Below are 25,721 nucleotides of genomic sequence, written 5' to 3' on the forward strand. Positions count from 1 at the left end.
TAAGGTCGCCCTATAACAGGGTACACTTCATTCATCCTTTCCAGGAGCAAGATCATGGCAGTCATCACCGCCCCAACCTACGATCCGCAAACCTACGCCGAAGGCCTGGCCAACGATTACGTCAGCTCGACCAAGGCCATTCTCGACCGGCAATCGGCTGCGGCGACTGCCACGGCCACCGGCTTGACGAAGCTGGGTTCGGCGTTGAGCACCTTCCAGTCGGCGCTGGCGGGCCTGGCCACCGGCACCACCTCGGTCAGCGCCACCAAGGCAAGCTTCAGCAATACCGCGATCGGCACCGCCACCGCCACTTCGGCAGCGCAGGCCGGCACCTATGCGTTCTACGTGCAGCAGCTGGCCACCGCCGGCCAGGTGTCGTACAACGTTGCCAGCAGTGACGCCACCAACGCCGGCAGCATGGACGTGGTGCTGATGAACGGCACCACCATCAAGGTCGACCTGGCCAGCGCCGATGGCGACAAGGACGGCAAACTGAGCGCCAAGGAAGTCGCCGCCGCGATCAACGCCGCCGCCGACAACAAGTCGCAGATCACCGCCTCGACCATGACCATCAATGGCGATACCCGCCTGGTGCTGACCTCGAACGCCACCGGCGCCGACAACATCGTCAAGGAAATCAATACCGCCGGCCTCGGCGACGCCAACCTGCAGGCCGCGCTGGGCACCGGCAACCAGACCGTGTTGACCGCCGCCAGCAACGCCATCGTCTATGCCGGCGGCAAAAACGGCACCAAGATCGAACAGGGGTCGAACACCTTCAGCGTGGTCGACGACGTCAAGTTCACCATCACCCAGGCGCAGGGCGTCAACGACGCCGCAGTGACGCTGACCATCGCCGCCGACAACAGCGGCACCGCTGCCAACGTGCAGAAATTTGTCGACGCCTACAACGCGCTGCTGGGCAGCATCAAGACGCTGACCGCAGCTGGCGACCACACGCTGACCACGGCTACCGGCTCAGCCACCACTTCGGCCGACGCCGCTTTCTACAACGACTCCGGCGTGCTCAATCTGCGCGACCGCCTGAATGGCATTCTGCGTGACGCCACCGGCGGCCAGTCGCTGATCAGCTACGGCCTGATCGCCAACAAGGATGGCACGCTGACGCTGGATTCGGGCCGCCTGAACAAAGCCATCGCCGCCAATCCGGAAGGCCTGGACAAGCTGTTCGGCCGCGCCGGCATCGGCGTCGACAGCGGCGTGCTGGGCGCGATGAACAAGCTGACCACGCTGTGGACCAGCAGCGCCGGCGGCCTGATCACGCAGCGCAAGGCACAGAACGACCGCCTGCAAAGCGATCTGACCGACCGTCAGGCTGTGGTGCAAAACCAGTTCGACAACGCCTACAAGCGTTATCTGGCGCAGTTCACCGCGCTGCAAACGCTGCAGGCGAACATGACCAACACGTCGAATATGTTCACGGCGATGTTCACGCCTGACAGCGACAGCTGAAGCAATAACCAGTAATTTTTAGACCGTTTGGTGAATCATGATGAATCAGGAAGCTTATAGCAGTTACCACTCCACCAATCTCGACGCCCAGGTTGCCCGGGCCTCGCCGATTGAACTGGTGCTGGTGCTCACCGATGGCCTGCTCGAAGAGCTGGCGCGCGCGCGCGGCCATATCGTCGGCAAACGCTACGAGCTGAAGGCCAAGAGCCTGAACAAGTGCACCGACATCATCAACGGTCTGTCGAGCTCGCTTGACTTCGACAATGGCGGCGAGGTGGTGGAAAACCTCGGCCGCCTGTATGACTACTGCGCCGGCCGCCTGTACACGGCTGGCGTCAGCCTGGACCCGGCCATCATCGATGAGGTGACCACGCTGCTGACAACGATTAAAAAAGGGTGGCTGGGCGTCCAGGCGAAAACCAATGGATAGGCAACGCACCCTGCTGCAAATGGCGCAGAAAATGAGCGCCGCCATCGCTTCCGAGGACTGGAAGACGCTGGCGGCGATTAACACGTTAATGGGGACCGTGCTGCCGCAGATGGCGGCGCAAGGCAAATGGACCAGCGCCGAGCTGGCCGCCCTGTCGGCGCTGCGCCAGATGCACGAAGAAGCAGTCAAACGCTGCAACCACGCGACCGATGAACTCGGCCGCCGGCTGCAAGAGATGCAGACCAACAGAGAGGGCTTTGTGGCTTATGCCCTCGACAGCGAAATAGCAGAAAACGGAATCCAAGCATGACGATGACACTCTCCAGCGCAACGGCAGCGGCCAAGGCCGCGCAAGCCGAACTGACCGCTCCGGTGGCCGCCAATACGCCCCCTGCCCCGGCTGCTGCCGGCAATGGCCGCAGCGCCGCCACGGCAAGCACCGCCAAGCCGTCCAGCAACAGCGCCAACAGTGCCAGCACCAGCAACACGGCCAAGGCCGGTACGCCAGCCAAGAGCAGCAGCCCGCAACAGGCGACTGCGCCACAGCAACCGGCGCGCAGCACCGCCGCTGATGCCGCCGCAGCCTCCCAGGCTGCCCAGGCTGCCGCCGGCGCCGCGCCTGCCGCCACCCCGCTGTTTGCCCAGCTGCTGAACCTGGCCGACGTGGCCGGCGCCGCCAGCGACGACAGCAGCGCCGATGCCAGCACCCAGACCGACAGCGATGACGCCACCGGTTCCGGCAGCGCCGCCGCCAGCGACGTGCTGCCGGCCATGATTACCTCGATGCTGAACGTGGCGCCGCCGGCGCCGGTTGCAGCCCCCGCCGCCGCCGATGGTGATGCCGTGCGCGTCGACGCCGTCAGCGCCGCCTCCAGCCTGAACGCCAGCGCCACCCGCCTCAACCTGGCTGCCGCCAGTGTCGCGGTGACGCCAGCCAGCGACGATATCGCCGTCGCCGCGCAAGCCGCCGTGGCGCCGGTCGCCGCGCCGGTGGTGGCGCCGCAAAGCGCTGCCGCCAACAATGCCGCGCTGGCCGCTGCCGCCGCGCGCCAGGCGGATGCCGACAAGCCGGTCGCCGCACCCGCTGTGGCGCCATCGAATATCAGCGCCGACAGCGCGCTGCCGCAGGAACAGCGCGCTGTCACGCCGCCGCCGGTCAACTACGCCAGTCTGCCGCGCAGCACGCCACGCGTGGCTGACAGCAGCACGCCAGCGGCCACGGTCGCCGTCGGCGCCGCCGCCAGCAGTGCCGCCGACGATGGCAACGGCAGCGTCACCGCCCACGCCACCACCGTCAGCAGCATCAACGTCAGCCAGGCCACTGTGCCAGCCAATGGTCAGGCCAGCACCACCGTCAAGCTGGCCGGCACACCGGAACAATGGCAGCAGCCGTTGCGCGAAGCGCTGGGCGACCGCCTGCAACTGCAACTGCAGCGCAATAGCGACCAGGCGGTCATCCGCCTGGAACCACCCAACATGGGCGCCATCGAAATCTCGATCCGCCACAGCGCCGGCTCGCTGCAGATCAACCTGTCGGCCAGCAACAGCGAAGTCGTACGCCAGCTCAACACCATCAGCGACGGCGTACGCCAGGACTTGTCGAGCCGTCAGTTCGCCGATGTGTCAGTCAGCGTATCGTCGTCGCGCGCACAAGCCCAGGCAGACCAGGGCCAGGGTGGCCGCAATGGTCAACAGCGCAGCCAGGATGACGGCCGCACACCAGGCCGCGCCCTGTCGGAAGACGACAGCACCGCCACCTTTGCCATGACCGGGGAGTAATCTGTTAAATGAAGAACATGAAAGTCATCATCGCCTTTGTATTGGTTGCCGTGGTCGGCGCCGCAGTGGCTGGAGGCGCAGTCTGGTACATGTCGAAAGGCGGCGAAGAGCACGCTGAAGAGAGCAAGGACGTCAAGAAGAAGCCGAAGAAGGAAGAAAAGAAATCCGAACTGCCGCCGAAGTACCTGACGGTGGACAAGGTGGTGGTCATGCTGCGCCACGAGCCGAGCGATAACGTGACCCACTACCTGTCCGCCGACCTGGTGGTGGCCACCGACGCCAAGCGTGAAAAGGAAACCAAGGAAAACCTGCCGATGCTGCGCAGCGTCGCGGTGAAAACCCTGTCCAACCTGCCGATGGCCAGCGCGCGCGTGATGACCATCGACCAGTTTGCCGCAGAACTGAACAAGGCCTTCGACCATGAGTTCGAACAGGAAGGCCGCGAGAAGCCGTTTGACGAAATCATGATAGGCAAGCTCATCGTCGAGTAAGCCAGGACACATGAACACAAGTGGAGCGGGCATGGGATACGTAGAAGAATTCGCTGACACTTATGCAGAAGGCTACAGTGAGCACGGCGCGGCGCCGTCCATGCACAGCGTGGCCGACGAGCAAAAGCACCTGATGGCGTATGCGCCGCTGGTGAAGCGCATCGTGCGTCAGCTGAACTCGCAGATCGCCGGCGCCATCGACCGCGACGACATGGAACAGATCGGACTGATGGGTCTGCTGGAAGCGCTGCGCCGCTACGGCGAGCCGGACGGCGCCTTCGGCAGCTACGCCAGCCTGCGCATCCGCGGCGCCATCCTGGACGAGCTGCGCCGCCAGGACTGGCGCCCGCGCGCGGTGCGCCAGCAAAGCCACAAGCTGCGCGACGCGGTGCGCGCGCTGACCCGCAAGCTCGGCCGCGAACCGAGCGAACAGGAAATCATGAGCGGCCTGGAACTGTCGCCGGAAGCCTACCAGGCTTACCTGCTGGACGAGAACGCCGAGCTGATCGCCAGCTTCGACGACATCCTGCAGGACAGCGTCAGCAACGAAAGCGCACCCAGCCCGGAAGACCAGCTGATGGTGCGGCGCAGCCTGGAGCAGGCGCTGCGCGGGCTGGACGAGCGCGAGCAGCGGGTGGTGCAGATGTATTACGAGTTCGAGCTGAGCTACAAGGAAATCGCCGCCGTGCTGGACCTGACCGACGCCCGCGTCTGTCAGCTCAACAAGGCGGCGCTGAACAAAATGAAAGCAGTACTGCAAAGCGCCTGAGCGGGCGCGGTGCGGCAGGGATTAAGAAAATGACGCGGAAAGGCGAATCATCATGCAGCAAATAGTCGGTCTCCTCATAGTTTTAGGCAGCGTCTTCGGCGGCTTCTTCATGATGGGTGGCGCGTTCCACCAGATCTGGCAGCCGATCGAGCTGATCGTCATTGCCGGCGCCGGCCTGGGCGCGCTGGTCATCGGCAACCCCAGCCACGTGCTGAAGGAGATGATGACCCAGATCAAGAAGATCATCACCAAGAAAAAATACGACTCGGAGTTCCAGCGTCAGCTGCTGCTGCTGATGTATGAGCTGCTGCAACTGGCGGCCGGCGGCCTGAAGGCGCTGGACGCCCACGTCGAGGCGCCGAAAGACAGCCCGCTGTTCCAGCGCTATCCGCGCGTGCTGGAAGAGCCGAAACTGCTGGCCTTCATCGTCGACAACTTCCGCCTGATGGCGATGGGCAAGATCAACGCGCACGAGCTGGAAGGCGTGCTGGAGCAGGAACTGGAAGCCATCCACACCGAGCTGGAACAGCCGGCCAAATCGCTGGGCAAGATCGGCGAGGCGATGCCGGGCTTCGGCATTCTGGCTGCCGTGCTGGGCATCGTGATCACCATGAACACCGTCAACGAAGGCGCAACCTCGGGCGAGATCGCCGAGCACGTCGGCGCGGCGATGGTCGGTACCTTCATCGGTATTTTCTTCTGCTACGGCCTGATCGACCCGCTGTGCAACATGATGAAACAGCTGATCAATTCGGAAGCGTCGAACAAGGAAACCGTCAAGGTGGTGCTGGTAACCCACGTGGCCGGCAAGCCGCCGCTGCTGGCGATCGACGCCGGCCGCCGCCTGGTGGCGCTGAACATCAAGCCGAGCTTCGCCCAGCTGGAACGCTGGATCAATGACCTGGAAGGCCGCGACAGCGCGCCAGCCGATGACTCGCGTCGTGGAGGCCGTGGTGCTAAAGCCGCATGACAAGGCGCATGACCAGACCATCGTCAAGCGCGGTGGCGGCAAGCACAAACACGACGACCACGGCGGCGCCTGGAAGGTAGCGTTTGCCGACTTCTGTCTGGCGCTGATGTGCTTGTTCCTGGTGCTGTGGCTGATGGCGGCGCGTAACACCGAATCGCTGGAACAGATCCTGACCGAGGCCGACGGCGCCAAGACCGACCAAGGCAAGGGCGTCATGCCGGAGCAGGTCGGCGGCCCGCGCGGCAGCCTGATCGACCGTTTCCCGATGCCGCACTTCGGCAACACCGAAGCCGAGGGCAAGCAGAAATCCAAGGCGGAAACCACCGACGAGCCAAGCAAGGAACCGTCCGACGACACGCCAAGCACACCAAGCTCGCCGACCTCCAAGGTCAAGTATGACAGCCCGGACGATCTGGCTGCGCTGTCCAAGGCGCTGACCAAGATGAGCGCCGAATTCGGCCTGACCTCCAACCTGGAAGCCGTGATCACGCCGTACGGCCTGCGCGTGATGATGCATGACACCGACCGCCAGGGCATGTTTGTGCGCGGCAGCGCGGTGCCGACCGACAAGTTCCGCTCGCTGTTGCGCAAGATGGGTCCGCTGTTCAAGCAAATGGAAAACCAGATGCTGATCGTCGGCCACACCGATTCGCTGCAATACGCCGACACCAGCTACGCCGCCTTCTCCAACTGGACGCTGTCGGCCAACCGCGCCATGTCGGCCCGCTCGCAGCTGCTGGCCGGCTCGATGAACCCGGAATCGGTGCTGCAGGTAGTCGGCATGGCCGACCGCGCGCCGCTTGACATCAAGCGTGCCGACGCCGGCGTCAACCGCCGCATCGAGCTGCTGATACTGACCACCGCCCAGGCCAAGACCATTGCCGCCATGTTCGGCATGCCGGACAATAGCTCGCCGCTGATCCACGATGTGAATACCGCATTGCCGGACGCGACGCTGCTGCAAAAACTGCGCAACCAGCTCAGCGGCGGCCAGGCCGAGAGCCCGCTGCGCGATCCGCGCCGTAACAAATAAGACACACGTATGGAAACCAAGCCAACACGAGGCACCCGCATGAGAATCTCGACACCGACACCGGACGGCATGGCCGTCCAGCGCGTGGCTGACAGCGCCCCGGCCGACGCCCCGGAAGCCGTGGTGGCGCCGACGCCGGCGCCGCTGCAATCGTCCGTCATGCAACCGGCGCTGCAAGCGCTGCGCGAGATGCCGGAAATCGATCAGGAAAAGGTCGACCTGCTGCGCGATGCGCTGGCCAAGGGCGAGCTGCCGTTCGACCCGGCCAAGCTGGCCGGCCTGATCCAGCGCTTCCACGGGAGCGAGCCTTGAGCATCAGCACCCTGTCGCGCCAGGACGCGATGCGCGCCCTGCTGACCGGCATCGCCACCGATTTACAGGCTTACCCGCAGTTGCAGCAACAGTTGCAGGCGCAATTCGAGGCGGCGTTGCGCCACAAGGCCGGCGAACTGTCGGCCGCCGCCGACGCTATCACCTCGCTAGTTGACGCCATGGAACAACGCCGCGCCGAGCGCGTGGCGCTGGTACAACGTTTAGTTGGTCATACTGGCAATATGGCCCAAGCTTTTGCCTTGCTGAAAAATACTGCACGAGAGAAAATGGAAGCGGACTGGGCATCGCTGGAAGCAGCGGTGATCGAGTGCAAGCGTCTCAGCAAACGCAACGGCGATTTGCTGGCAGAGCAATACACCATCATGCAGCGCGTGCTGCATGGCGAGGAGCAGATCTATGCGCCAGCTTAGTGGGATAACCACTGGGATGCAAACCACCGCACCCACTGCCGCAACCGTATCGAATATGACCGCCAGCCGCCCCACTGCGGCCACTGGCGGTTTTGCGCCTGCCGGCGCCTTTAATACCGCCTTCCAGCAAGTCCAGGCCGACGTCGCCACCTATATCGCCAACGGCGACGGCGGCTTCCGCCAGGACGCCGCCCCCTCCTCCCAGGCGATGAGCCTGCAAGCCATGGCCTTGCGCAACCGTGCCAGCGGCAGCATCGATGAAGACGGCAACGGCGTCGACCGCGACACCCAGCAACAGTTCCTGGCCTCGATCAAGCCGTGGGCGCAGGAAACCGCCGGCAAGCTGGGCGTGTCGCCCGAGCTGGTGGCCGCGCATGCGGCGCTGGAATCCGGCTGGGGCAAGCAACCGCTGAAAAACGGCCCGGCAAATGCCAACAACCTGTTCGGCCTGAAGGCCGGGGGCAGCTGGCAGGGTGACGTGACGCTCGCCAGCACCACAGAATATGAACACGGCGCCATGCTGAAGAAGACCGAGCGCTTCCGCAGCTATCCCGACACCGCCAGCGCCTTCCGCGACTATGCCGATCTGCTGACCGGCAATCCGCGCTACGCGGCCGCCCTCAACACCGGCAGCGATGCGCGCGCCTTCGCCAGCGGCCTGGCGCGCGGCGGCTATGCCACCGACCCGAATTACGCAGACAAGCTGAGCAAGGTCGCCACGCAATTGCAGCGCGGCGGCCAGCTCGGCCCTACTCCGACGGAGAACTAGTTGTGACCGGCGCCGACAGCGGGACTACCGTGCCAGCGCCCGTCACCCGGGCACGGATCACCGTGCCATTCGCATTGCGTACCCGCACCGTGTCGCCGCGCGCGCCGCTGTCCAGCGCATCGCCAGCCATGCTGACCTCGATCTGCTCGTGGCGCGCGACGATGAGCACCGGCTCGCCGCGCTTGACCAGCGTCGGCGCCATCAGCACATTGCGGCGCAACACCTCGCCGGCGCGCAGCGCGCGCTTGCCGCTCATGCCCACCGCGTCCTGCGGATCGGCGATGGTGTCGGCGATCGATGAGATATCGTGGCGCTCCAGCAACAGATCTTCGTCTGAAAGAACTTTCCCAGGCGGCAAGTCACTTGCTGCCACTGCAATGCGTGCCGTCACTTGCGCACGCACGATGAACTCATACCGCCAGCCATTGCTGCCGGCGCAGACAGCGACAAAACGCATGCGGCTCGGTAGCCGCGTATCAGCGCCCTGTGCTGTCACCGGCCCTTGGCAGCCCGTCAGCGGCCGCGTTCCGGGCACCACCGTGACGCTGAACTGGGGTTCGCTCAAGCCCGCCGCTTCGGCCCAGCGGGTGACCTGCTGGCGCGCTGCCGCTTCCACAATGGACGGCACTTGTGCTGCCGCCACCGGACCGCTGGCGCAAAAAGCCGAAGAAAATGGAATGCAACATAGCAACATCCCGGCCGAAACAGTTACAATAGATTTGTTGAACATGAGCAATACCTCTACTATGATGCCGAAGACGGTGGCGCTGGGAAGCGCTCGGCCGTCATTCTACATGGCAGCTAGCAGTTGTGAGTCATGAAACCGTGTTTTACTGCAACGTCCACATAGGGGAAGAGTATGGGCATTAACTTCAAAGATGCGGCAGGCGTGCACGGCGACGCCCTGGCCCTGCGCTCCGAGCGCACGCGCATCCTGGCGGCCAATATCGCCAACGAGAACACGCCCGGCTTCCAGGCGCAGGACATGGACTTCAGCGCCACACTGGCCAACATCCAGTCCGAGGGTAATGGCGAACTCGGCGACGGCGGCGACAGCGCGTTGCTGTACCGCGTGCCCTACCATCCTACCCGCGACGGCAATACCGTTGAGATCGGCGTCGAGCAGGCGGCCTTCTCGCAGAACGCCACCGACTTCCAGACCAGCCTGACCTTCGCCAACATGAAGTTCAAGGGGTTGGCCAAGGCCATCTCCGGCCAGTAATCCAGGAGCCTAGCGTATGTCCTTCAAGAATATTTCAGAGATTGCCGGATCGGCCATGGCGGCCCAGTCGGTACGTCTGAACACCATCGCCAGCAACCTGGCCAATGCCGACTCGGTGGCCGCCACCGAAGGCGACACCTACCGCGCGCGCAAGCCGGTGTTTGCCGCCGTCATGAGCGACAGCCCGCAGGGCATGAACAGCGCCGGCGGCAAGGTGCAGGTGCTGGACGTGGTCGAATCGGCCGAGCCGCTGCGCCAGGTCTACGAGCCGGGCAATCCGATGGCCAATGCCGAAGGCATGGTGTTCTACCCCAACGTCAACCAGGTGGCCGAGATGACCGACATGATGTCGGCCTCGCGCGCCTTTGAAACCAATGTTGAAGTTCTCGGCCGCATCCGCACGATGCAGCAGTCCCTCCTTAAACTCGGCGAAGGCTAATCATGGCAGTCAGTCTCCTTAACAACGGCACGTCCACCTCCGCCACCAGCGGTACCAGCATCACTGGCAATACCGCCAGCGAGGCGTCGGACATGTTCACCAAGCTGCTGGTGGCGCAGATCCGCAACCAGGACCCGCTGTCGCCAACCGATCCGGCGCAGTTTGTCCAGCAGCTGACCCAGCTGTCGCAGACCGAAACGCTGCAGAACCTGTCCAACCTGACCAGCACCAACTCCAGCATCCTGCAAAGCATGCAGGTGCTGTCGCTGGGCCAGCAGGTCGGTTCCAACGTGATGGCCGAAACCGACACCGTCAAGATCGACGGCAGCACGCCGGTCGTCGGCCAGACCACGCTGGAAGCCTCCAGCAGCGCCACCAAGCTGGTGCTGACTGGCAGCGACGGCGTCGAGCACACCATCAACCTCGGCACGCAAGCGCCGGGCACGGTGCCGTTCACCATCGATCCGGCCAAGCTGGGCCTGGCCGAAGGCAGTTACACGATGAAGGTCACCACCAGCAGCGGCACCACGCCGACCATCGATATCCAGGGCCGCCTGAACAGCGTGCGCCTGAGCGCCACCGGCAGCGTGGTACTGAATGTAGCCAACATCGGCGAGACCTCCACCGCCAACATCACCGCATTTAACGGTCCTGCGACCGCCACTCAATCCACTCTCTAAGGATCAGCCATCATGAGTTTTGATATTGCATTGTCGGGCATCCAGGCCATCAACGAATCGCTGGACGTTACCAGCCACAACATCGCCAACGCCGGCACCTACGGCTACAAGGCCAACCGCGCCAACTTCTCGACGCTGGTGGCAGGCAGCCAGCTGAATGGCGTGCAGGTGGGTTCGGTCACCCAGAACATCGGCCTGTCGGGCGGCATCCTGAACACCGGCCGCTCGCTGGACGCATCGATCAGCGGCCGTGGCTTCTTCGTCACCCGCGCTGCCGACAACTCGCTGCAGTACACCCGCGTCGGCATTTTCGACACCTCGCTGGACGGCTACCTGGTGGACGCCTCGGGCCGCCGCGTGCAAGGCAAGGCGATGACGCCGCCTAGCACCGAACTGGGCGCCGAAGGCGACCTGAAGATTCCTAACGGCGCGATTCCAGCCCAGGTGACCACCGCCGCCTCCTACATCGGCAACCTGTCGTCCGACTGGAAAATCGTCAGCGGCTTCCCGGGCGCCAGCGTGCCGGCCGTGACCCCTGACACGCCGCCGGAAGCCAGCACCTACAATATGTCCAAGGTCACCAATGTGTATGACACGCTGGGCAAGCAGCACTCGCTGACCCAGTACTTCAGCCTGACCGCCACCGGCACCGTCACCGTCAACTATGCGCTGGACGGCAACGCGGTCGGCGACACCATGACGCTCAACTTCGACACCAACAGCGGCCAGCTGATCCCGGACGATCCAGCCACCAGCACGCTGATCACCAAGCCGCTCGACCTGACCGGCGTCGACACTTCGGACCCGGCGCTGTGGCCGAACTTCGCCAGCGGCGCCAAGCTGGCCCCGACCGTGACCATCGACTACACCGGCACCACCTTCTTCTCCGGCGAACCGTCGACCGCCACCAACACCCCGACTGACGGCTACTCGGCCGGCACCTTTGCCGGCGTTTCGCTGGGCAACGACGGTTCGGTGATCGCCAAGTACAGCAACGGCCTGACCCAGACCGTCGGCAAAGTGGTGCTGGCAACCTTCGCCAACGAAGGCGGCCTGACCCAGATCAGCGACACCAGCTGGAGCGCCTCCAACGAATCCGGCGTGGCCAACACCGACGTTGCCGGCGTCGGCATCAACGGCAAGATCAATGTCAGCACGCTGGAACAGTCGAACGTCGACATCACCTCCGAACTGGTTGGCCTGATGACCTCGCAGCGCAACTACCAGGCGAACTCGAAGGTCATCCAGACCGAGAGCACGATGCTGCAATCGCTGATGCAGGCGATCTAAGGACTGACGCATGGATGCGCTGATTTACACCGCCATGAGCGGGGCCGAACGGGCCCTGCGCGGCCAGCAGGTACACGCCAACAACCTGGCCAACGCCGATACCAACGGCTTCCGCGCCAATATGGAGCAGTCGTCGGCGCAGACCGTCAACGGCTACGGCTACGACGACCGCCACATGTCGCAATTGCAGGCGAATAGCGTGTCGACCAAGCCGGGCACGATGAAAAGCACCGGCCGCGACCTCGACGTGGCGGTGGCCGGCGACGGCTTCCTGACGGTGCAGACCGCCGGCGGCGAAGCCTACACCCGCGCCGGCGCCATGGTGCTGGACGAAAACGGCACGCTGCGCGTCAACGGCAACGTGGTGCTGGGTGAAGGCGGCCCGATTACGCTGCCCGAGTACACCCGCATCGACATCGGCAACGACGGCACCATTTCGATCCAGGCACCCGGCACCACCACCATGCAGACCATCGACAAGCTGCGCCTGGTAAAGGCGGAAGCGTCGGAAGTCACCAAGAATGAAGCCGGCCTGATCGTCGCCCGCGACGGCAACCCGCTGGCGACCGATCCCACCGTGGTGCTGCGCCCAGGCCACCTGGAAGGCAGCAATGTGTCGGCGGTCGAGGAGATGGTCTCGGTCATGAGCCTCAACCGTACTTTTGAAATCCAGATGAAGCTGTTCTCGTCGACTGACTCGATGGTTCAAGCCGGCAACCGCCTGATCAGCGGTAGCTAACCACACACCCAGGGAGAAATCATGAATCCAGCAATGTGGATCAGCAAGACCGGCGTACAGGCGCAGGACCAGAAACTGCAAACCATCGCCAACAATCTGGCCAACGCCAACACCGTCGGCTTCAAGCGCGACCGCGTGGTGTTCGAAGACCTGTTCTACTCGGTGGAAGCACAGCCGGGCGCGCAGCGCGCCGACAATAACACGCTGGCGCCGTCCGGCGTGCAGCTGGGTAACGGCGTGCACATGGTTGGCACGCAAAAAGTGTTCACCCAGGGCATACTGCAAACCACCAGCCGCGAACTCGACATCTCGGTCATGGGCAACGGCTTCCTGTCGGTGCGCCAGCCTGACGGTACCACCGCCTACACCCGCGCCGGCCAGTTGCAGGTCGACGCCAACGGCATCCTGGTCAACGCCAGCGGCCTGCCGCTGATCCCGCAGATCACCATTCCGGCCAACGCCACCGCGCTGTCGATCGGCGAAGACGGTACCGTCTCGGCCAAGGTCGCCGACAACGTCGCACCGCAACAGCTGGGCCAGCTGACGCTGACGTCCTTCATCAACCCGACCGGCCTGCTGGCCCTGGGTGAAAACCTGTTTGCCGAAACGCCGTCGTCGGGCACGCCGACCGAAGGCCAGCCGGGCACCGCGCAATGGGGCAAGATCAAGCAGGGCACGCTGGAAGGCTCGAACGTGCAGGTGGTGGAAGAGATGGTCGACATGATCGCCGCCCAGCGCACCTACGAGATGAACACCAAGGTGCTGTCGGCCGCCGACAACATGCTGCAGTACCTGTCGCAGGCAGCACGCTGATGAAACAAGCTGTCACCGCCCTGCTCGCGACGCTGTCGCTGGCCGGCTGCGCCGCATTGCAGCCGCCGGCGGTGCGTCCCGGCCCGTCCGACGAACCGCCGGCGGTCAACCGCAACATCGCGCCGCGCGGCGTCTCGGGTGGCGTGTTCAGCCCCGACCTCGGCCTGTCGCTGACCTCGGACAGCCGCGCTTTCCGTGTCGGCGACATCGTCACCATCATCCTGCAGGAAACCACGCAGGCGAGCAAGAAAGCCGGCACCAGCTTCTCGAAAGAGTCGGCCGACAATATCAATGCGCCTAATCTGCTGGGCAAGACGTTCCCGAAAGCCAGCATCGGCCTGGGCGCCTCCAACACCTTCACCGGCGATTCGACCAGCACGCAGCAGAATGCGCTGAGCGGCGCCATCACCGTGATTGTGCAGGAAGTGCTGCCAAATGGCCTGCTGCGCGTGTCCGGTGAAAAAACCCTGACCCTGAACAATGGCGAGGAATTCGTCCGCCTGCGCGGCTACCTGCGCGCGGCCGACATCGACGCCGACAACCAGGTATCGTCGCAACGCATTGCCAACGCCCGCATCGCCTACTCGGCGCAGGGCACGCTGGCCGACGTCCAGCAGCCGGGCTGGCTGACGCGCTTCTTCGCCGGCCCGCTGATGCCGTTCTGAGTTTGATTTGAAAAACGGGTGATCCCATGAAATTCCGCAAGCTTATTGCCTTGTCGCTGGCCCTGAGCCTCACCGTGGGCGCCACCGTGCCGGTGCAGGCGGCGCAGGCGCTGCGCAACCTGGTCGCCATCGAAGGCGTGCGCGACAATCCGCTGGTCGGCTATGGCCTGGTGGTCGGCCTCAACGGCAGCGGCGACTCGACCCAGGTCAAGTTCTCCAGCCAGTCGGTGATCAATATGCTGAAGCAGTTCGGCGTCAAGGTACCGGACGGCACCGATGCAAAATCCAAGAACGTCGCCACCGTGATGGTGTCGGCGGTGTTCCCGCCTGGCTACCGCAAGGGCCAGAGCATCGATGTGGTGGTGTCGTCGATGGGCGACGCCAAGAGCCTGCGTGGCGGTGCCCTGCTGCTGACGCCGTTGCGCGCGGCCGACGGCGAAACGTATGCGCTGGCGCAGGGCAATGTGGTGGTGGGCGGTTTCAGCGCCCAAGGCAAGTCCGGCTCGTCGATCACGGTCAACACGCCAACTTCCGGCCGCATCCCGAGCGGCGCCAACATCGAGCGCGAGATCCCGACCGACTTCAACACCAAGCCGACCGTGCGGCTGTCGCTGCGCCACCCGCATTTCCAGACCGCGATCAACATCGTCGACTCGATCAACAAGCGCTTTGGCGACATCGCCACCGCCAGCGACGCCACCAGCGTCGACGTGGTGGCGCCGAATAATCCCACCCAGCGCGTGGCCTTCATGGCCAAGCTGGAATCGATGAATGTCGACGTCGGCGAAGATGCGCCGAAAGTGGTGTTCAATTCGCGCACCGGCACCGTGGTGATCGCCGAAGGCTTGCGCGTGCGCGCTGCCGCCGTCACCCACGGCTCGCTGAAGGTGGTGATTTCCGAATCCACCAAGGTCAGCCAGCCGAACGCGCTGGCCGGCGGCCAGACGGTGGCCTCGCCACAGTCGCAGGTCAGCGCCGACCAAGGCCCGGCACAGATGTTCAAATGGCCGGCTGGCGCCAAGCTGCAATCGATCATCGACGTGGTCAACAGCCTGGGAGCGACACCGGACGATATCATGGCCATCCTGCAGGCACTCGACCAGGCCGGCGCCATCGAAGGCGAACTGGTAGTTATTTAAGGACACGCAATGAGCTACGACAACAGCCAGTTCTCCGCTACCCGCCTGCTGGCCAACGGCACTGCCGGCCAGCTGAGCCCGAACGCAGTGGCGGCGCAGCCGGCCCAGCCGGGCGACAATGTCGATCCGGCCTACCGCGCCAAGGCTACCGAAGCGGCGGTCAAGTTTGAAAGTTTCTTCATCGGCAAGATGCTGCACCAGATGCGCGACGGCACCCGTGCCTTTGCCGCCGAGGACAGCCCGAACAAGAGCCGCATCAACGACGACATGCTGGACATGGCCGACAACCTGGTGGCCGACCAGCTGGCCAATCGCCGCGCCTTCGGCGTGGCTGACGCCATCCTGCGCCAACTATTGCCACAACAGCAATCTGCGCCGCAGGCCAATGTTGCTGCTTCGCAAAATTCCGACAAAACGCTTAATCAGCAGCAATAATCGGTCGCCTGTTACGCATATCGGGCCGATGGGCGCAGCGCACCGCAGGCCCTTCGGACTTCACCAGGAAAGACCCGCAACATGACCATTTCGTACAACGCCCTGTCGGGCGCCCTGGCTGCCCAGGCTGCACTGAATACCGTCAGCCAGAACATCGCCAACTCGCAAACCAAAGGTTATACCCGCCAGGGCGCGCTGTTGCAGGCGATCGCCACCGACTCCGGCAACCTGTCGCCGGGCAATGGTGTACAGGTCGGCTCGCTGCTGCGTTTCAGTGATTCCTACAAGCTGCAACAGATGTGGCGCGCCAATTCCGAGCTGGGTTACCGCTCGCAGGTGCAGCCTTACCTGACGCAGATGGAAACCGTGATGAGCGATCCGAAGTCGAGCCTGAGCTACGGCATCGACAACTTCTTCAAGGCGCTGAACGCGGCCGGCGTCGATCCGACCTCCAGCCCGCTGCGCCAGCAGGTGATCACTGCTGCCGACTCGATGTCGCAGCAGTTCAACTCGATCTACAACGTCACCGCCAACCAGTCGATCTCGGTGCAGCAGCAACAGAGCGCCATCCTGCCGTCGCTGAATCAATCGCTGGCCAGCATCGCCTCGCTGAACAAGCAGATCGTCTCGGTCGGCGTCGGCGGCACCAATACCTCGGCGCTGATGGACCAGCGCGAGCAGCTGATCGACAGCGTCTCGGCCCAGGTCGGCGTGGAAGTGGTCAGCAATCCGGATGGCAGCGTCAACGTCTCGCTGAAGAGCGGCCAGCCGCTGGTGGTCGGTTTCGCCTCGTCAACGCTGGCCTTCACCACCGATGGCGGCGCGCCAGTGCTGACACTGAGCTACCAGAACGTCAAGTTCCCGCTGGATGAAACCGCAGTCGGCGGCCAGCTGGGCGGCCTCGGCAACTACAAGGTCAACACCCTGCTGCCGCTGCAGACTTCGATCAAGGAAATTGCCCAGCAGATGGCCGACAAGGTCAATGCCGTGCTGACTACCGGCCAGAAGAGCGACGGCAGCCCCGGCGAACCGCTGCTGGTGTTCAACCCGACCAGCGCCACCGGCCTGCTGGAAATTACCGAAGGCATCAAGACCACCGACCTGGCGTTCTCCAGCGACGGCACGCCGGGCGACAGCGGCAACCTGCAGAAACTCATCGACATCAAGGGCCAGCCGATCACGCTGACCACGCTGGGCACGCTGCTGCTGGGCGACGCCGACACCCAGCTGGTTGGCAAGCTGGGCATCGACAGCCAGCAGAACAAGGCGCAGCTAACCACCGCCACCACCATCCGCTCGCAGGCGGAAGATGACTGGAAGTCGACCAGCGCCGTCAACACCGACGAGGAAGCCATCAACCTGATGGAATTCCAGAATATGTACCAGGCGAACATGAAGGTCATTGCAGTGGCCAACGCGCTGTTCGATTCAACGCTGCAAATGTTCGGTTAAGGAGTAAGCAATGCGTATCGCCACCAGCCAGTTCCAGGCCACCATGACCCGCGGCCTGCAGGATAACCAGAGCGCGCTTGCCTCGCTGACCGCCCGCATGGCCAGCGGCAACAAGATCGGCGTGCCGTCCGATGATCCGGTGACCTCGGTGCGCCTGTCGCGCCTGGACCGCGAGCAGTCCATCGTCGGCCAGTACCGCGACAATATCGCCGCCATCAAGATCCGCCTGTCGACCAACGAGACCTATCTGCAAAGCATGGTCAATGACATCACGCAGAGCCACGACCTGCTGGTCTGGGCCTCGGACGCCAGCAACACGCCGGACGACCTGAAGTCGATGGTCACCACCATGACCTCGCTGCGCGACAGCCTGTTCTACTCGGCCAACCAGAAGGACCAGGAAGGCCGCTACGTGTTCTCCGGCACGCTGACCAACACGCCGTCGATGACCTATGACGAAAATGCCCTGGCCGGCTCGCGCTACTCGTTCACCGGCAACACCAACGAGCAGAAATCGGTGGTCGGCAACGGCATCACCCAGACCGTCAACGTCGACGTCAAAGGCCTGGAAGACCTGCTGAACAAGATGGACAGCACCATCGCCGCGCTGTCGCAGCCTGACCTCGATCCGGGCGCAGCCGATGTGCAGGCAGCGCTGAAAGCCAATATGGACGGCGCGATGGAGACGCTGGACCTGATCGCCGGCAAGATCGCCAGCTTCGGCGGCGCGCAGAACGTCATGGCCACGCTGGACGGCAACCACGCCAACGTCAGCCTGTCGAACAAGACCGCGATACTCGACCTGGGCAGCCTCGACATGACCGAGGCCGCCACCGAGCTGAACGGCTACAACAACGCGCTGCAGGCGTCGTACAAGGCGTATTCCAAGATCACCAACCTGTCGCTGTTCAACGTCCTGTAATCTTTAATCCAGTCCGCGTATGCAAATCTCGTCCACCTCCACGCCACAAGTCATTGTTCCCGGCTCGCAGCACGCCGGCAATGCAGGCAATGCCACCGCAGTGGACGGCACCTCGCTGGGGCTGAATGGCGAGAACGCGGCAACATCGACGCCGGTGAATCCGACGCCGAACCCGGCGGCGCCATTGCGCCGTGGGCTGAGCAACTGGGACCAGCCGCTGCAAGGCGATATTTCCGGCGCGCAGCAGGCGCTGGACTTCCTCGAACAAAGCGCCGCCCAGCTGCGCAACCTGAAGACCGACCTGAGCGCCCGCCTGGCGAATCGCCAGCGCGCCGACGGCACGCTGGAAGCGCGCGTGCGCCAGTTCAGCAACAGCTGGCGCAACCGCAGCGCCGCTTCGGGCGGCACGCTGGACGCGCAACTGAAATTCAGCAGCAAGGGCAGCGACACCAGTTTCACCGTGCGCGGCATGAACCTGGCCAATCTGCGCAGCGGCGCCCGCGAAGTGGTGGCGGTGTCGATCGGCGGTGGCCAGAACGTCCGTTCGGTGGTGCTGGAACCCGGGCTGTCGGACGTGCAGATCGCCCAGCGCTTCGACGAGGCGCTGTCGCCGGCCGGCGTGCGCGCCCGCGTCAATGACGATGGCCAGCTGGAATTCTCGACCTCGGAAGCGCAATGGACCAATGTCCGCGACACCATCGCGGTGCAGGGCAGCGGCATCCGCTTCCCGAGCGGCCAGCTGAACCGGGTCAAGGCCGAGGCCGCCGCGCCGCAAGTCGAGCCGGACAACTGGCAAGTCACTGATTCCGAAGCCATCCGCAGCACGCTGGCCCAGGTGGTTGGCGCGCTGGCCAAGGTCGAGCAGTCGATCGCCTCGGTGCGCCAGGCGCTGGCGCAAGTCACCGCGCGCGTGCAGAGCGCCGCGCCGGAAGCCACCCGCAGCGGCATGGACCAGGTGGCGCAGAACTTTGTCACCACCACCAAGCAGCCCGGCTACCAGTCGCTGCTGTCGATCACCTCGGCGCTGGCCGGCATCAGCCGCGAGCGCGTGCTGTCGCTGCTCAGCCTGCGCAACTCCTAGTGCAGTAACGGCAGGCCGCGCTTTGCCAGCGCCGCCATCTCCACCGCCGGCAAGGCGCCGGCAAACACATAGCCTTGCGCGTAGTCACAGCCCGCCATCGACAGCAGGCCGCTTTGCGCCGTGGTCTCCACGCCCTCCGCCACCACCCGCAGCCCCAGCTTGTGCGCCATGACAATCAGCGCCTCGCACATGGCCAGGTCGCCGCTGTCGGAGGCCAGGTGCTGGATGAAGCTGTGGTCCAGCTTCAGCAGGTCGATGCCGAAATGCTTGAGGTGGGACAGCGATGAATAGCCGGTGCCGAAATTGTCCAGCGCCACCTGCAAGCCCATCTCGCGCAAGTCGCGCAGCCGTTCGGCGGCCGGCGAGCGGCCTTCCATCAGCACCCCTTCGGTAATTTCCAGCACCATGCTGCGCGGCGGCAGGCCCAGACTGGCGGCATGCTGCAGCCAGTCGACATACAGCGCGGTATCGCCGCGCAACTGCGCCGGCGACTGGTTGACGCTGACCTGGAAGCCGGTGCCCAGCTCATCCTGCCAGTGGCGCGCCTGGCGTGCCGCCTGGCGGAACACCCAGTCGCCCAGCTCCAGCATCAGGCCGCCCGCCTCGGCCAGCGGCAGGAATTCGGCCGGCGCCAGCAGGCCGCGCTGCGGATGGCGCCAGCGCAGCAGCGCTTCGGCGCGCTCGATCTTGCCGCTGCGCAGGTTGACGATGGGCTGGTAGTGCAGCTCGAACTGCCGCTGCTGCAAGGCCAGGCGCAAATCCTGGGTGGCCTGCTGGCGTGCCTGCGCCGCCAGTTGCAGATCGCGGGTGAAATAGCTGTAGCGGTTGCGGCCCGCCTGCTTGGCGGCGTACATGGCCTGGTCGGCGCTGCGCAGCAGGTCTTCCGCTGCCGTGGCATCGTCCGGATACAGCGCGATGCCGATGCTGGCCGACACCGACGGCTGCGCCGCCTCCAGCGCAAACGGCCGGTTCAGCGCCGCCAGCATATTGTGGGCAATGCGCTCGACGCTGCTGGCCTGTTCGATGCCAGGCAGGATCACGCTGAACTCATCGCCGCCCAGCCGCGCCACGGTGTCGGCACCGCGCACGCAGCGGACGATGCGCCGCGCCGCCTCCACCAGCAGCGCGTCGCCCAGGGCGTGGCCCAGTGTGTCGTTGACCTGCTTGAAGCCGTCCAGGTCGATGAACAGCAGCGCCAGCTGTGCGCCATCACGCTGCGCCTTTTTCAGCGCCTGCGCCAGCCGGTCGTGAAACATGTGGCGATTGGGCAGTGCCGTCAGCGCATCGAAATTGGCCTGTTGCCAGATCAGCTCGGCCGAGGCGCGGTGATCGGTGATATCGCTGACCAGCGCCAGCGCGCCACGGTAGCTGCCGCCGGCGTCAAAGATGGGATTGGTGACCAGCGTGGCCCACAGCTCGCGCCCATCCTTGCGGATGAACTTGAATTCATGGCGCTCGGCCAGACCCTGCTGGCGGCGTGCGATATTGCGTTCGAGAATGATACGGCCTTCCTCGTCCATAAAGGTCACCAGCGGCTGCTCCAGCATTTCCTCGATGGCGTAGCCCAGCAGCTGCGCCATCTTCGGGTTGACGAAGCTGGTGCGGGCGGCAGCGTCAATTTCCCAGATGCCATCCTCGGCGTTGTGGACGATGCGGCGGAAGCGCTCCTCGCTGCGCTCCAGCGCCGGCTGCTTGCCCTCGGCCGGCTCCAGCACCACGCGCATGCCCTGGCTGCCACGGGCAGCGCTGGCGTGCAGCGATACCGGAAAGCCCTGCTGGTTGCGGCTGCGCAGCATCTGCACATTGCAATGCTCGGGCTGGCCGCTGTTGACGGCACGTCGCAGGAAATGGTCGAAGTCTTCGTGAAAGCGCGGGGCGATGAACTGGCGCAGCGTGGCCTTGTCCGGATTTGCGCGTGCCAGGCCCAGCAGGTCGGCGCCGACCAGATTCATCTGCAAGATGGTGCTGTCGAGCGACAGCACGAAATAGCCGACCGGCGCCAGCAGGTAGAGATCATCGAAGCTGAACGGCGCGACACCGCCATCCAGCGCCGCATAAGGCGCGACCGCAGCCGCCCCGCCAAACACCGACAGGCCCGGCAGCTCAGTGTGCATAGTCTTATCCATACACCCCCTTGTTTGATGTCTTAAGACTAACACCTCGCAACGGCGATGTCGAGCGGACTGGCTATCGTGAGCGGTGCGCGCGGTTCAAGCGTTGTTCGGCGCGCCGTTGCAGCGCCTCAAACAGCAGGCTCAGCATCCAATAGATGGCGGCTGCCGCCAGATACAGCGGCAGCGGCTGGAAGGTGGTGGCAATGACTTCCTTGGTCGACAACATCAGTTCGGTCAGCGTGATGACCGACACCAGCGAGGTATCCTTGATCAGGCTGATCAGCGTGTTGCTCATGGCCGGCACGGCAACCCGCAGCGCCTGCGGCAACACCACGTGGTACAGCGTGCGCCAGTAACCCAGGCCCAGACTGTAGCTGGCCGCCCACTGGCCCTGGCTGACCGCCGTGATGGCGCCGCGCAGGCTTTCAGACAGGAAGGCGCCCGAGTTCAGGCTGAGTGCCAGGATGCCGGCCGTCACTGGCGAAAACTCGATACCGACGCTGGGCAAGCCATAGTAGATGACAAACATCTGCACCAGCAGCGGCGTACCGCGCATCAGGCTGACATACACATGGGCCGGCCACGCCAGCAGGCGATACGGCAGCATGCGCAGCACCGCCACCGGGAAGCCGATCAGCAGGCCGCCAACCATGGCCGCCAGCGCGAACAGCACCGTGTAGCCGGCGCCGCGCAACATGATCGGCGCCGCTTCGCGCAGCAGCTGCAGCCATTCCATCGCTTACGGCGCTTTGCTGACGTCGACGCCGAACCACTTGACCGAAATCGCCTTCAGGCTGCCATCGGCCGCCGCGTCGGCCAGCGCCTTGTTGAGCGCTTGCTTGAATTGCGGATTGCCCTTCTTGAACGGAATGCCCATGCGCTCGGCGACGCCAACCTGGGCGCCGGCCTTGATCGGCAGCTTCGAGATCTTCAGCAGGTAGGCCGACATCAGGCTGTCGTTGAGCGCGGCGTCGATGCGGCCTGCCGCCAGGTCCGACATGGTGTCCGGCGCCGCCGCATAGCTGCGCACGTCGATGCCCGGCACCGCCTTGGCCTGCTGCTCGTAGACGCTGCCCTGCCCCACGCCCAGCTTCTTGCCCTTCAGGTCGGCCAGCGTCTTGTAGGCCGCTGTCTCGTTATTGCGCACGATCAGCTGCGGCATCGAATAAATGTATGGCTGCGAGAAATCAAACGCCTGCTCGCGCTTCGGATTGATGCCCACCTGCGAGATGATGACGTCATACTTGTTGGCTGCCAGCCCGGCCAGGATGCTGGCCCACTCGCTGCTGACAAATTCCACCTTCAGGCCCAGCTTGCCGGCCAGCAGTCTGGCGACATCGACATCGTAGCCGGCCAGCTCGCCATTCTTTTCCTTGTAATTGAATGGCGGATAAGTACCTTCCAGCGCCACCTTCAGCGTGCCACGCGCCTTGACGGTGGCCAGCAGGTCGGCGGCCGAGGCCGGCAGCGCAATGCTGAGCGCCAGCGCCAGCAGAAATTCGCGTTTGAGCATGAAATTCCTTTAAAGACGGGACGCTTACCAGGCGCCCATGCGACGACGCAGGCCAAAATTATGGCCGACGACCAGGATGGAACTGGCGATCAGGCCGCTCAGTCCTATCATCAATTGCACCAGCTTATCATCGGGCAGCACCCACATGCGGCCCGGCGGCGCTTCCTGCACGCGCGCGGCCGCCATGATCAGCGGCGTCACCCATGCGGCGTCTTCGGTCACATCCAGCACCAGGTAGCCGTCCTGCGTGGTTTGCAGATAGATGTCGCCGCCCTCGGCCAGCGTGAAGCATACGCCATAGCCGGTTTCATGCTTGCCGATGTGCTGTTGCAGCGCCTGGTTATGTTCCTCGATCCACAGCTCCACGTCGGCGGGCGTTTCCAGCCCGCTCCACGGGACCGGACGGAAGCGTGGCGGCTCGTTATTGTCTTGCATGATGTTCCTGTTGCTTTCCCAAGCCGCCAGTGTAGCCGATCCGGTGTCAACCTTTCCAGGTGCGTTGCAAGCCAGTGTCGGCGTGTATCCAGCCACCGCGCGGACCGGCGCGGTAGTAGAAGCCCACGCCCCCCTGGCGGAAACTCCTGACCAGGCCGCCCAGCACCTCGGAATTCAGGTTGGCCAGACGGATGTCGGCGGCCCGCCCCACCATGTGCAGCGACTGGCGCGCGGCAGGCACGCCCGCCTCGCGCAGCTTGGCGTTGGAGGCCGGCGTACGGTAGCCGGACAGGATCTCCACCGGCGACTCGATGCCGTAGCGCTGCACGAAAGCCTGCGTGCCCCACAGTGTCTCGAACAGCTTGGGATCGATGTTGCGCGCCTCGTTGCCGCCATTGACGTCACGCATCAGGTGGCACAAGTCCTCGTAGGCCGACTGGATGATCTCGCCATCCTTCCAGTACAGCAGCTTGGCGCGCTCCTTGCTCGCCGGACGCGTCACCTCGATGGTGCGCGGGCGCAGCCAGAACTCCAGGTCAAGCGCCTGGGCGTCGAAGATATCCGGTGGCGGTTCCATCATGCCGCCGGTGCCGGACGGCGCCGACTGCTCGGCAGCGCGCGCCATCTGCTTGACCGGTTTCGGCGTGGTGGTTGTTATGTTGCCATGCCGCACCGGCGCGCTGGAAGCGCAACCGATCAGCGGCACAGACAAAAAGCTCGCGGCGGTCAGTCCGACTCCCCGCTGAATGAAATCTCTGCGCGATGCCATAGTTTATCCATGTAAAGCAATGTTGACACTATAGCTTATGCGGAGGGAAGCACAAACTGTCCCCGATACCCTTAACTTGCGCTTAAGAAATGATACATCTGTGTGAGTGATGCATTTATTGTGTATCGGAAATGGTTTTTGCTGCCTAGTTATACGACTTGTTAATGGCTGGCATTCCAACAATAAAGTATCCATATATGGTGCGCCGCATTATAGTTCAGCCATACCAGATTTGTTTTCCCGATGAACTAATTAATTGGAGCCCTACCATGATCATCCGTTCTATCATCGCCCTTGGCCTGATCTCGCTGTCGACCATCAACCCAGCTGGCGCCGCTACCGATGCACGCCTGGCCAACGCCAACTGCGACGCCCCGGCCTACCGCAACACCTGGCAAGACGACGAACTGCAAGGCAACGTCAAACTGGCCGTGCTGGTTGACGCCAACGGTAACGTGCAAGACACCAAAGTGATCTCGTCGAGCGGCCACGTCGCCCTGGACAAAGCCTCGCTGCGCGCCAGCGCCGCTTGCAAATTCCAGCCAGCCAGCAACGGCGCAGCGCCGGTCTGGGCCCAAGTGCAATACAAATGGGTTCTGAACTAAGTGATTGTCATGCTGCCCACCGCGCCGGCTCCTGAAGCAAAGCCGCGCGCGGTTCGTCCAGCAGATATCCTTGCACCAGCAGTGATACACCTGCGGCCGCGCTGAGTTCGCGCAGAGCCGCCAGGTGTTGTGGCGTTTCCAGCCGCTTGAACACCAGCTCCACCCGGGACGCAGCGCAACGCTGCAGCAATTGTTCCAATCCTTCCCTGTCCTGCAATTCCCGCGCGTCCAGCTTGAACACATCCGGCCGCAGTCGCTCCAGCACGCCCAGCGCATCGCGCGCACTGCTGACGTTGACCGCAAAGCGGAAGCCGTTGCGGCGATAGTTGTCCGACACATAATTCAACAGCCAGCCCTGCTGCGGCGTCGCCGCCGGCAGTTGCAGCACCACGCGGTTCAGCGGCAGCTCCAGCGCATCGAGAATGCGGCGGAACGCGTGGCCGTGATTGCTGCTGACCGCGCTCAGCAGGCGGTCATGCACGTTCAGGTACAGGTCGGCCGCCGAGTCGCTGGCCTGGCGGAAGAAATTAATCGAATGCAGCATGCGGCACAGCCGGTCCAGCTCGATGGATTCGTCGTCGCTGGCCGCGTGATCCAGCAGCTTCCACAGCGACAGGCCCTGGTCCTGCGCCGACACGCTGCGCGCCAGGCCTTCATAAGCCCGCACTGCCCCGCCGTCCAGGTGACGGACAGGCTGGAACGCGCTGCTCATGGTGCAATTGAAAAACCGCCCTTGCGCCTTGCCCTCGTGATCGAGCCAGATGCTGGAAGCGGCGCCGGTGGCGTCGGATAGACGCGCCAGGTACTTCTGCAGGATGGGATATGACATGGGATTCCTCTTGGGATACTGACAATGTCGACAGCGTATTCCCGCGCCACGCAAAGCTGAACGAATGCTTTCGCCTAAGGTTATGCCAAAACATTCGTTCCTGCGCTGCGGTGCGGCCTTTA

At 64.0% G+C, this 25,721-nt stretch carries 31 protein-coding genes; 24 read left to right on the forward strand and 7 right to left on the reverse strand.

Annotated features, from left to right (window positions below):
• Nucleotides 1–54 precede the first annotated feature (54 nt).
• From fliD to BLS51_RS02265, 11 genes are read left to right on the forward strand one after another with little or no spacing between them, the layout of a single operon-like run.
• The gene (gene fliD / locus BLS51_RS02215; protein ID WP_090178992.1) at nt 55–1,473 is read left to right on the forward strand and encodes a flagellar filament capping protein FliD; all 1,419 of its coding nucleotides are present in this window, start codon (nt 55–57) and stop codon (nt 1,471–1,473) included.
• A gap of 37 nt (nt 1,474–1,510) precedes the next feature.
• Nucleotides 1,511–1,903, forward strand: a complete 393-nt coding sequence (gene fliS / locus BLS51_RS02220) for a flagellar export chaperone FliS (RefSeq protein WP_090178990.1) — start codon at nt 1,511–1,513, stop codon at nt 1,901–1,903.
• Entirely contained in the window at nt 1,896–2,213 is a 318-nt protein-coding gene (locus BLS51_RS02225) for a hypothetical protein (protein WP_090178987.1), read from the forward strand. The genes fliS and BLS51_RS02225 overlap by 8 nt, the downstream gene beginning before the upstream one ends.
• Entirely contained in the window at nt 2,210–3,682 is a 1,473-nt protein-coding gene (locus tag BLS51_RS02230) for a flagellar hook-length control protein FliK (RefSeq protein ID WP_090178984.1), read from the forward strand. Before BLS51_RS02225 ends, BLS51_RS02230 begins: the two co-directional genes overlap by 4 nt.
• Nucleotides 3,683–3,690: 8 nt before the next feature.
• Nucleotides 3,691–4,173: a flagellar basal body-associated FliL family protein gene (locus BLS51_RS02235; protein WP_090178981.1), complete on the forward strand. Its 483-nt coding sequence runs from the start codon at nt 3,691–3,693 to the stop codon at nt 4,171–4,173.
• 31 nt (nt 4,174–4,204) lie between these two features.
• Nucleotides 4,205–4,942 (forward strand): FliA/WhiG family RNA polymerase sigma factor, encoded by a 738-nt coding sequence (locus BLS51_RS02240; protein WP_090178977.1) that lies wholly within the window; start codon nt 4,205–4,207, stop codon nt 4,940–4,942.
• 52 nt (nt 4,943–4,994) lie between these two features.
• Nucleotides 4,995–5,912 (forward strand): flagellar motor stator protein MotA, encoded by a 918-nt coding sequence (gene motA, locus BLS51_RS02245; RefSeq protein WP_090178974.1) that lies wholly within the window; start codon nt 4,995–4,997, stop codon nt 5,910–5,912.
• A complete protein-coding gene (locus BLS51_RS02250; protein WP_229207421.1) occupies nt 5,896–6,945 on the forward strand; it encodes a flagellar motor protein MotB in 1,050 nt (349 codons plus the stop codon). Before motA ends, BLS51_RS02250 begins: the two co-directional genes overlap by 17 nt.
• 39 nt (nt 6,946–6,984) lie before the next feature.
• Nucleotides 6,985–7,257, forward strand: a complete 273-nt coding sequence (locus BLS51_RS02255) for a flagellar biosynthesis anti-sigma factor FlgM (RefSeq protein WP_090178972.1) — start codon at nt 6,985–6,987, stop codon at nt 7,255–7,257.
• On the forward strand, nt 7,254–7,688 hold the full coding sequence (gene flgN / locus BLS51_RS02260; RefSeq protein WP_229207420.1) for a flagellar export chaperone FlgN: 435 nt from the start codon (nt 7,254–7,256) through the stop codon (nt 7,686–7,688). The genes BLS51_RS02255 and flgN overlap by 4 nt, the downstream gene beginning before the upstream one ends.
• A 16-nt stretch (nt 7,689–7,704) precedes the next feature.
• Nucleotides 7,705–8,457, forward strand: a complete 753-nt coding sequence (locus tag BLS51_RS02265) for a glucosaminidase domain-containing protein (RefSeq protein WP_229207419.1) — start codon at nt 7,705–7,707, stop codon at nt 8,455–8,457.
• Here BLS51_RS02265 and flgA read toward each other — a convergent pair.
• Nucleotides 8,438–9,085, reverse strand: coding sequence for a flagellar basal body P-ring formation chaperone FlgA (flgA, locus tag BLS51_RS02270; RefSeq protein WP_229207418.1), 648 nt, complete (start codon nt 9,083–9,085; stop codon nt 8,438–8,440). The genes BLS51_RS02265 and flgA overlap by 20 nt on opposite strands.
• Nucleotides 9,086–9,316: 231 nt before the next feature.
• Here flgA and flgB point away from each other — a divergent pair, with 231 nt between their 5' ends.
• The 12 genes from flgB (at nt 9,317) to BLS51_RS02330 (ending at nt 19,334) form a co-directional block, all read left to right on the forward strand.
• Nucleotides 9,317–9,679: a flagellar basal body rod protein FlgB gene (gene flgB, locus BLS51_RS02275; RefSeq protein WP_090178965.1), complete on the forward strand. Its 363-nt coding sequence runs from the start codon at nt 9,317–9,319 to the stop codon at nt 9,677–9,679.
• A 16-nt stretch (nt 9,680–9,695) separates the two neighbouring features.
• Nucleotides 9,696–10,118 (forward strand): flagellar basal body rod protein FlgC, encoded by a 423-nt coding sequence (gene flgC, locus BLS51_RS02280; protein ID WP_090178962.1) that lies wholly within the window; start codon nt 9,696–9,698, stop codon nt 10,116–10,118.
• A 2-nt stretch (nt 10,119–10,120) separates the two neighbouring features.
• On the forward strand, nt 10,121–10,798 hold the full coding sequence (locus BLS51_RS02285) for a flagellar hook capping FlgD N-terminal domain-containing protein (protein WP_090178958.1): 678 nt from the start codon (nt 10,121–10,123) through the stop codon (nt 10,796–10,798).
• Nucleotides 10,799–10,810: 12 nt separating this feature from the next.
• On the forward strand, nt 10,811–12,088 hold the full coding sequence (locus tag BLS51_RS02290) for a flagellar hook protein FlgE (protein ID WP_090178954.1): 1,278 nt from the start codon (nt 10,811–10,813) through the stop codon (nt 12,086–12,088).
• A gap of 10 nt (nt 12,089–12,098) precedes the next feature.
• Nucleotides 12,099–12,827 (forward strand): flagellar basal body rod protein FlgF, encoded by a 729-nt coding sequence (locus tag BLS51_RS02295; RefSeq protein ID WP_090178951.1) that lies wholly within the window; start codon nt 12,099–12,101, stop codon nt 12,825–12,827.
• Nucleotides 12,828–12,848: 21 nt separating this feature from the next.
• Nucleotides 12,849–13,640, forward strand: coding sequence for a flagellar basal-body rod protein FlgG (flgG, locus tag BLS51_RS02300; RefSeq protein WP_175472493.1), 792 nt, complete (start codon nt 12,849–12,851; stop codon nt 13,638–13,640).
• Complete coding sequence (flgH, locus tag BLS51_RS02305; RefSeq protein ID WP_090178943.1) at nt 13,640–14,305, forward strand: flagellar basal body L-ring protein FlgH; 666 nt, start codon at nt 13,640–13,642, stop codon at nt 14,303–14,305. Before flgG ends, flgH begins: the two co-directional genes overlap by 1 nt.
• A 26-nt stretch (nt 14,306–14,331) precedes the next feature.
• Complete coding sequence (locus tag BLS51_RS02310; RefSeq protein ID WP_090178938.1) at nt 14,332–15,444, forward strand: flagellar basal body P-ring protein FlgI; 1,113 nt, start codon at nt 14,332–14,334, stop codon at nt 15,442–15,444.
• Nucleotides 15,445–15,453: 9 nt separating this feature from the next.
• Nucleotides 15,454–15,879, forward strand: a complete 426-nt coding sequence (locus BLS51_RS02315) for a rod-binding protein (RefSeq protein ID WP_090178935.1) — start codon at nt 15,454–15,456, stop codon at nt 15,877–15,879.
• A gap of 81 nt (nt 15,880–15,960) precedes the next feature.
• Nucleotides 15,961–17,331 (forward strand): flagellar hook-associated protein FlgK, encoded by a 1,371-nt coding sequence (gene flgK / locus BLS51_RS02320; RefSeq protein ID WP_090178930.1) that lies wholly within the window; start codon nt 15,961–15,963, stop codon nt 17,329–17,331.
• A gap of 10 nt (nt 17,332–17,341) precedes the next feature.
• A complete protein-coding gene (gene flgL, locus BLS51_RS02325; protein ID WP_090178927.1) occupies nt 17,342–18,253 on the forward strand; it encodes a flagellar hook-associated protein FlgL in 912 nt (303 codons plus the stop codon).
• A 19-nt stretch (nt 18,254–18,272) separates the two neighbouring features.
• Entirely contained in the window at nt 18,273–19,334 is a 1,062-nt protein-coding gene (locus BLS51_RS02330) for a hypothetical protein (protein ID WP_090178922.1), read from the forward strand.
• Here BLS51_RS02330 and BLS51_RS02335 read toward each other — a convergent pair.
• The 5 genes from BLS51_RS02335 to BLS51_RS02355 all read right to left on the reverse strand — a co-directional run bounded on the left by BLS51_RS02335 (nt 19,331) and on the right by BLS51_RS02355 (nt 24,021).
• Nucleotides 19,331–21,448 (reverse strand): putative bifunctional diguanylate cyclase/phosphodiesterase, encoded by a 2,118-nt coding sequence (locus tag BLS51_RS02335; protein ID WP_229207417.1) that lies wholly within the window; start codon nt 21,446–21,448, stop codon nt 19,331–19,333. The genes BLS51_RS02330 and BLS51_RS02335 overlap by 4 nt on opposite strands.
• Nucleotides 21,449–21,521: 73 nt before the next feature.
• Nucleotides 21,522–22,184 carry an amino acid ABC transporter permease gene (locus tag BLS51_RS02340; RefSeq protein ID WP_090178916.1) on the reverse strand — a complete coding sequence of 221 codons (663 nt, stop codon included), beginning with the start codon at nt 22,182–22,184 and terminating at the stop codon, nt 21,522–21,524.
• Nucleotides 22,185–22,187: 3 nt separating this feature from the next.
• Nucleotides 22,188–22,961 carry a transporter substrate-binding domain-containing protein gene (locus BLS51_RS02345; protein WP_090178913.1) on the reverse strand — a complete coding sequence of 258 codons (774 nt, stop codon included), beginning with the start codon at nt 22,959–22,961 and terminating at the stop codon, nt 22,188–22,190.
• A gap of 24 nt (nt 22,962–22,985) precedes the next feature.
• On the reverse strand, nt 22,986–23,396 hold the full coding sequence (locus BLS51_RS02350; protein ID WP_090178909.1) for a hypothetical protein: 411 nt from the start codon (nt 23,394–23,396) through the stop codon (nt 22,986–22,988).
• A 46-nt stretch (nt 23,397–23,442) separates the two neighbouring features.
• A complete protein-coding gene (locus BLS51_RS02355; RefSeq protein WP_090180761.1) occupies nt 23,443–24,021 on the reverse strand; it encodes a YcbK family protein in 579 nt (192 codons plus the stop codon).
• A gap of 413 nt (nt 24,022–24,434) precedes the next feature.
• On the opposite strand from BLS51_RS02355, the gene BLS51_RS02360 reads away from it, so the two are divergent.
• Nucleotides 24,435–24,770, forward strand: coding sequence for an energy transducer TonB (locus BLS51_RS02360; protein ID WP_175472495.1), 336 nt, complete (start codon nt 24,435–24,437; stop codon nt 24,768–24,770).
• A 7-nt stretch (nt 24,771–24,777) separates the two neighbouring features.
• On the opposite strand, the gene BLS51_RS02365 is transcribed toward BLS51_RS02360, so the two are convergent.
• The gene (locus BLS51_RS02365; protein WP_090178903.1) at nt 24,778–25,599 is read right to left on the reverse strand and encodes an EAL domain-containing protein; all 822 of its coding nucleotides are present in this window, start codon (nt 25,597–25,599) and stop codon (nt 24,778–24,780) included.
• Nucleotides 25,600–25,721 lie beyond the last annotated feature (122 nt).

The sequence above is a fragment of the Duganella sp. OV510 genome (genome assembly GCF_900100205.1).
GTDB lineage: Bacteria > Pseudomonadota > Gammaproteobacteria > Burkholderiales > Burkholderiaceae_D > Rugamonas.

Excerpts from the sequence above, each read along its gene's own strand:
- fliD (WP_090178992.1), top strand. The coding sequence starts at position 55 with ATGGCAGTCATCACCGCCCCAACCTACGATCCGCAAACCTACGCCGAA.
- fliS (WP_090178990.1), top strand. The coding sequence starts at position 1,511 with ATGATGAATCAGGAAGCTTATAGCAGTTACCACTCCACCAATCTCGAC.
- BLS51_RS02225 (WP_090178987.1), top strand. The coding sequence starts at position 1,896 with ATGGATAGGCAACGCACCCTGCTGCAAATGGCGCAGAAAATGAGCGCC.
- BLS51_RS02230 (WP_090178984.1), top strand. The coding sequence starts at position 2,210 with ATGACGATGACACTCTCCAGCGCAACGGCAGCGGCCAAGGCCGCGCAA.
- BLS51_RS02235 (WP_090178981.1), top strand. The coding sequence starts at position 3,691 with ATGAAGAACATGAAAGTCATCATCGCCTTTGTATTGGTTGCCGTGGTC.
- BLS51_RS02240 (WP_090178977.1), top strand. The coding sequence starts at position 4,205 with ATGGGATACGTAGAAGAATTCGCTGACACTTATGCAGAAGGCTACAGT.
- motA (WP_090178974.1), top strand. The coding sequence starts at position 4,995 with ATGCAGCAAATAGTCGGTCTCCTCATAGTTTTAGGCAGCGTCTTCGGC.
- BLS51_RS02255 (WP_090178972.1), top strand. The coding sequence starts at position 6,985 with ATGAGAATCTCGACACCGACACCGGACGGCATGGCCGTCCAGCGCGTG.
- BLS51_RS02265 (WP_229207419.1), top strand. The coding sequence starts at position 7,705 with ATGCAAACCACCGCACCCACTGCCGCAACCGTATCGAATATGACCGCC.
- flgB (WP_090178965.1), top strand. The coding sequence starts at position 9,317 with ATGGGCATTAACTTCAAAGATGCGGCAGGCGTGCACGGCGACGCCCTG.
- flgC (WP_090178962.1), top strand. The coding sequence starts at position 9,696 with ATGTCCTTCAAGAATATTTCAGAGATTGCCGGATCGGCCATGGCGGCC.
- BLS51_RS02285 (WP_090178958.1), top strand. The coding sequence starts at position 10,121 with ATGGCAGTCAGTCTCCTTAACAACGGCACGTCCACCTCCGCCACCAGC.
- BLS51_RS02290 (WP_090178954.1), top strand. The coding sequence starts at position 10,811 with ATGAGTTTTGATATTGCATTGTCGGGCATCCAGGCCATCAACGAATCG.
- BLS51_RS02295 (WP_090178951.1), top strand. The coding sequence starts at position 12,099 with ATGGATGCGCTGATTTACACCGCCATGAGCGGGGCCGAACGGGCCCTG.
- flgG (WP_175472493.1), top strand. The coding sequence starts at position 12,849 with ATGAATCCAGCAATGTGGATCAGCAAGACCGGCGTACAGGCGCAGGAC.
- flgH (WP_090178943.1), top strand. The coding sequence starts at position 13,640 with ATGAAACAAGCTGTCACCGCCCTGCTCGCGACGCTGTCGCTGGCCGGC.
- BLS51_RS02310 (WP_090178938.1), top strand. The coding sequence starts at position 14,332 with ATGAAATTCCGCAAGCTTATTGCCTTGTCGCTGGCCCTGAGCCTCACC.
- BLS51_RS02315 (WP_090178935.1), top strand. The coding sequence starts at position 15,454 with ATGAGCTACGACAACAGCCAGTTCTCCGCTACCCGCCTGCTGGCCAAC.
- flgK (WP_090178930.1), top strand. The coding sequence starts at position 15,961 with ATGACCATTTCGTACAACGCCCTGTCGGGCGCCCTGGCTGCCCAGGCT.
- flgL (WP_090178927.1), top strand. The coding sequence starts at position 17,342 with ATGCGTATCGCCACCAGCCAGTTCCAGGCCACCATGACCCGCGGCCTG.
- BLS51_RS02330 (WP_090178922.1), top strand. The coding sequence starts at position 18,273 with ATGCAAATCTCGTCCACCTCCACGCCACAAGTCATTGTTCCCGGCTCG.
- BLS51_RS02335 (WP_229207417.1), bottom strand. The coding sequence starts at position 21,448 with ATGCACACTGAGCTGCCGGGCCTGTCGGTGTTTGGCGGGGCGGCTGCG.
- BLS51_RS02340 (WP_090178916.1), bottom strand. The coding sequence starts at position 22,184 with ATGGAATGGCTGCAGCTGCTGCGCGAAGCGGCGCCGATCATGTTGCGC.
- BLS51_RS02345 (WP_090178913.1), bottom strand. The coding sequence starts at position 22,961 with ATGCTCAAACGCGAATTTCTGCTGGCGCTGGCGCTCAGCATTGCGCTG.
- BLS51_RS02350 (WP_090178909.1), bottom strand. The coding sequence starts at position 23,396 with ATGCAAGACAATAACGAGCCGCCACGCTTCCGTCCGGTCCCGTGGAGC.
- BLS51_RS02355 (WP_090180761.1), bottom strand. The coding sequence starts at position 24,021 with ATGGCGCGCGCTGCCGAGCAGTCGGCGCCGTCCGGCACCGGCGGCATG.
- BLS51_RS02360 (WP_175472495.1), top strand. The coding sequence starts at position 24,435 with ATGATCATCCGTTCTATCATCGCCCTTGGCCTGATCTCGCTGTCGACC.
- BLS51_RS02365 (WP_090178903.1), bottom strand. The coding sequence starts at position 25,599 with ATGTCATATCCCATCCTGCAGAAGTACCTGGCGCGTCTATCCGACGCC.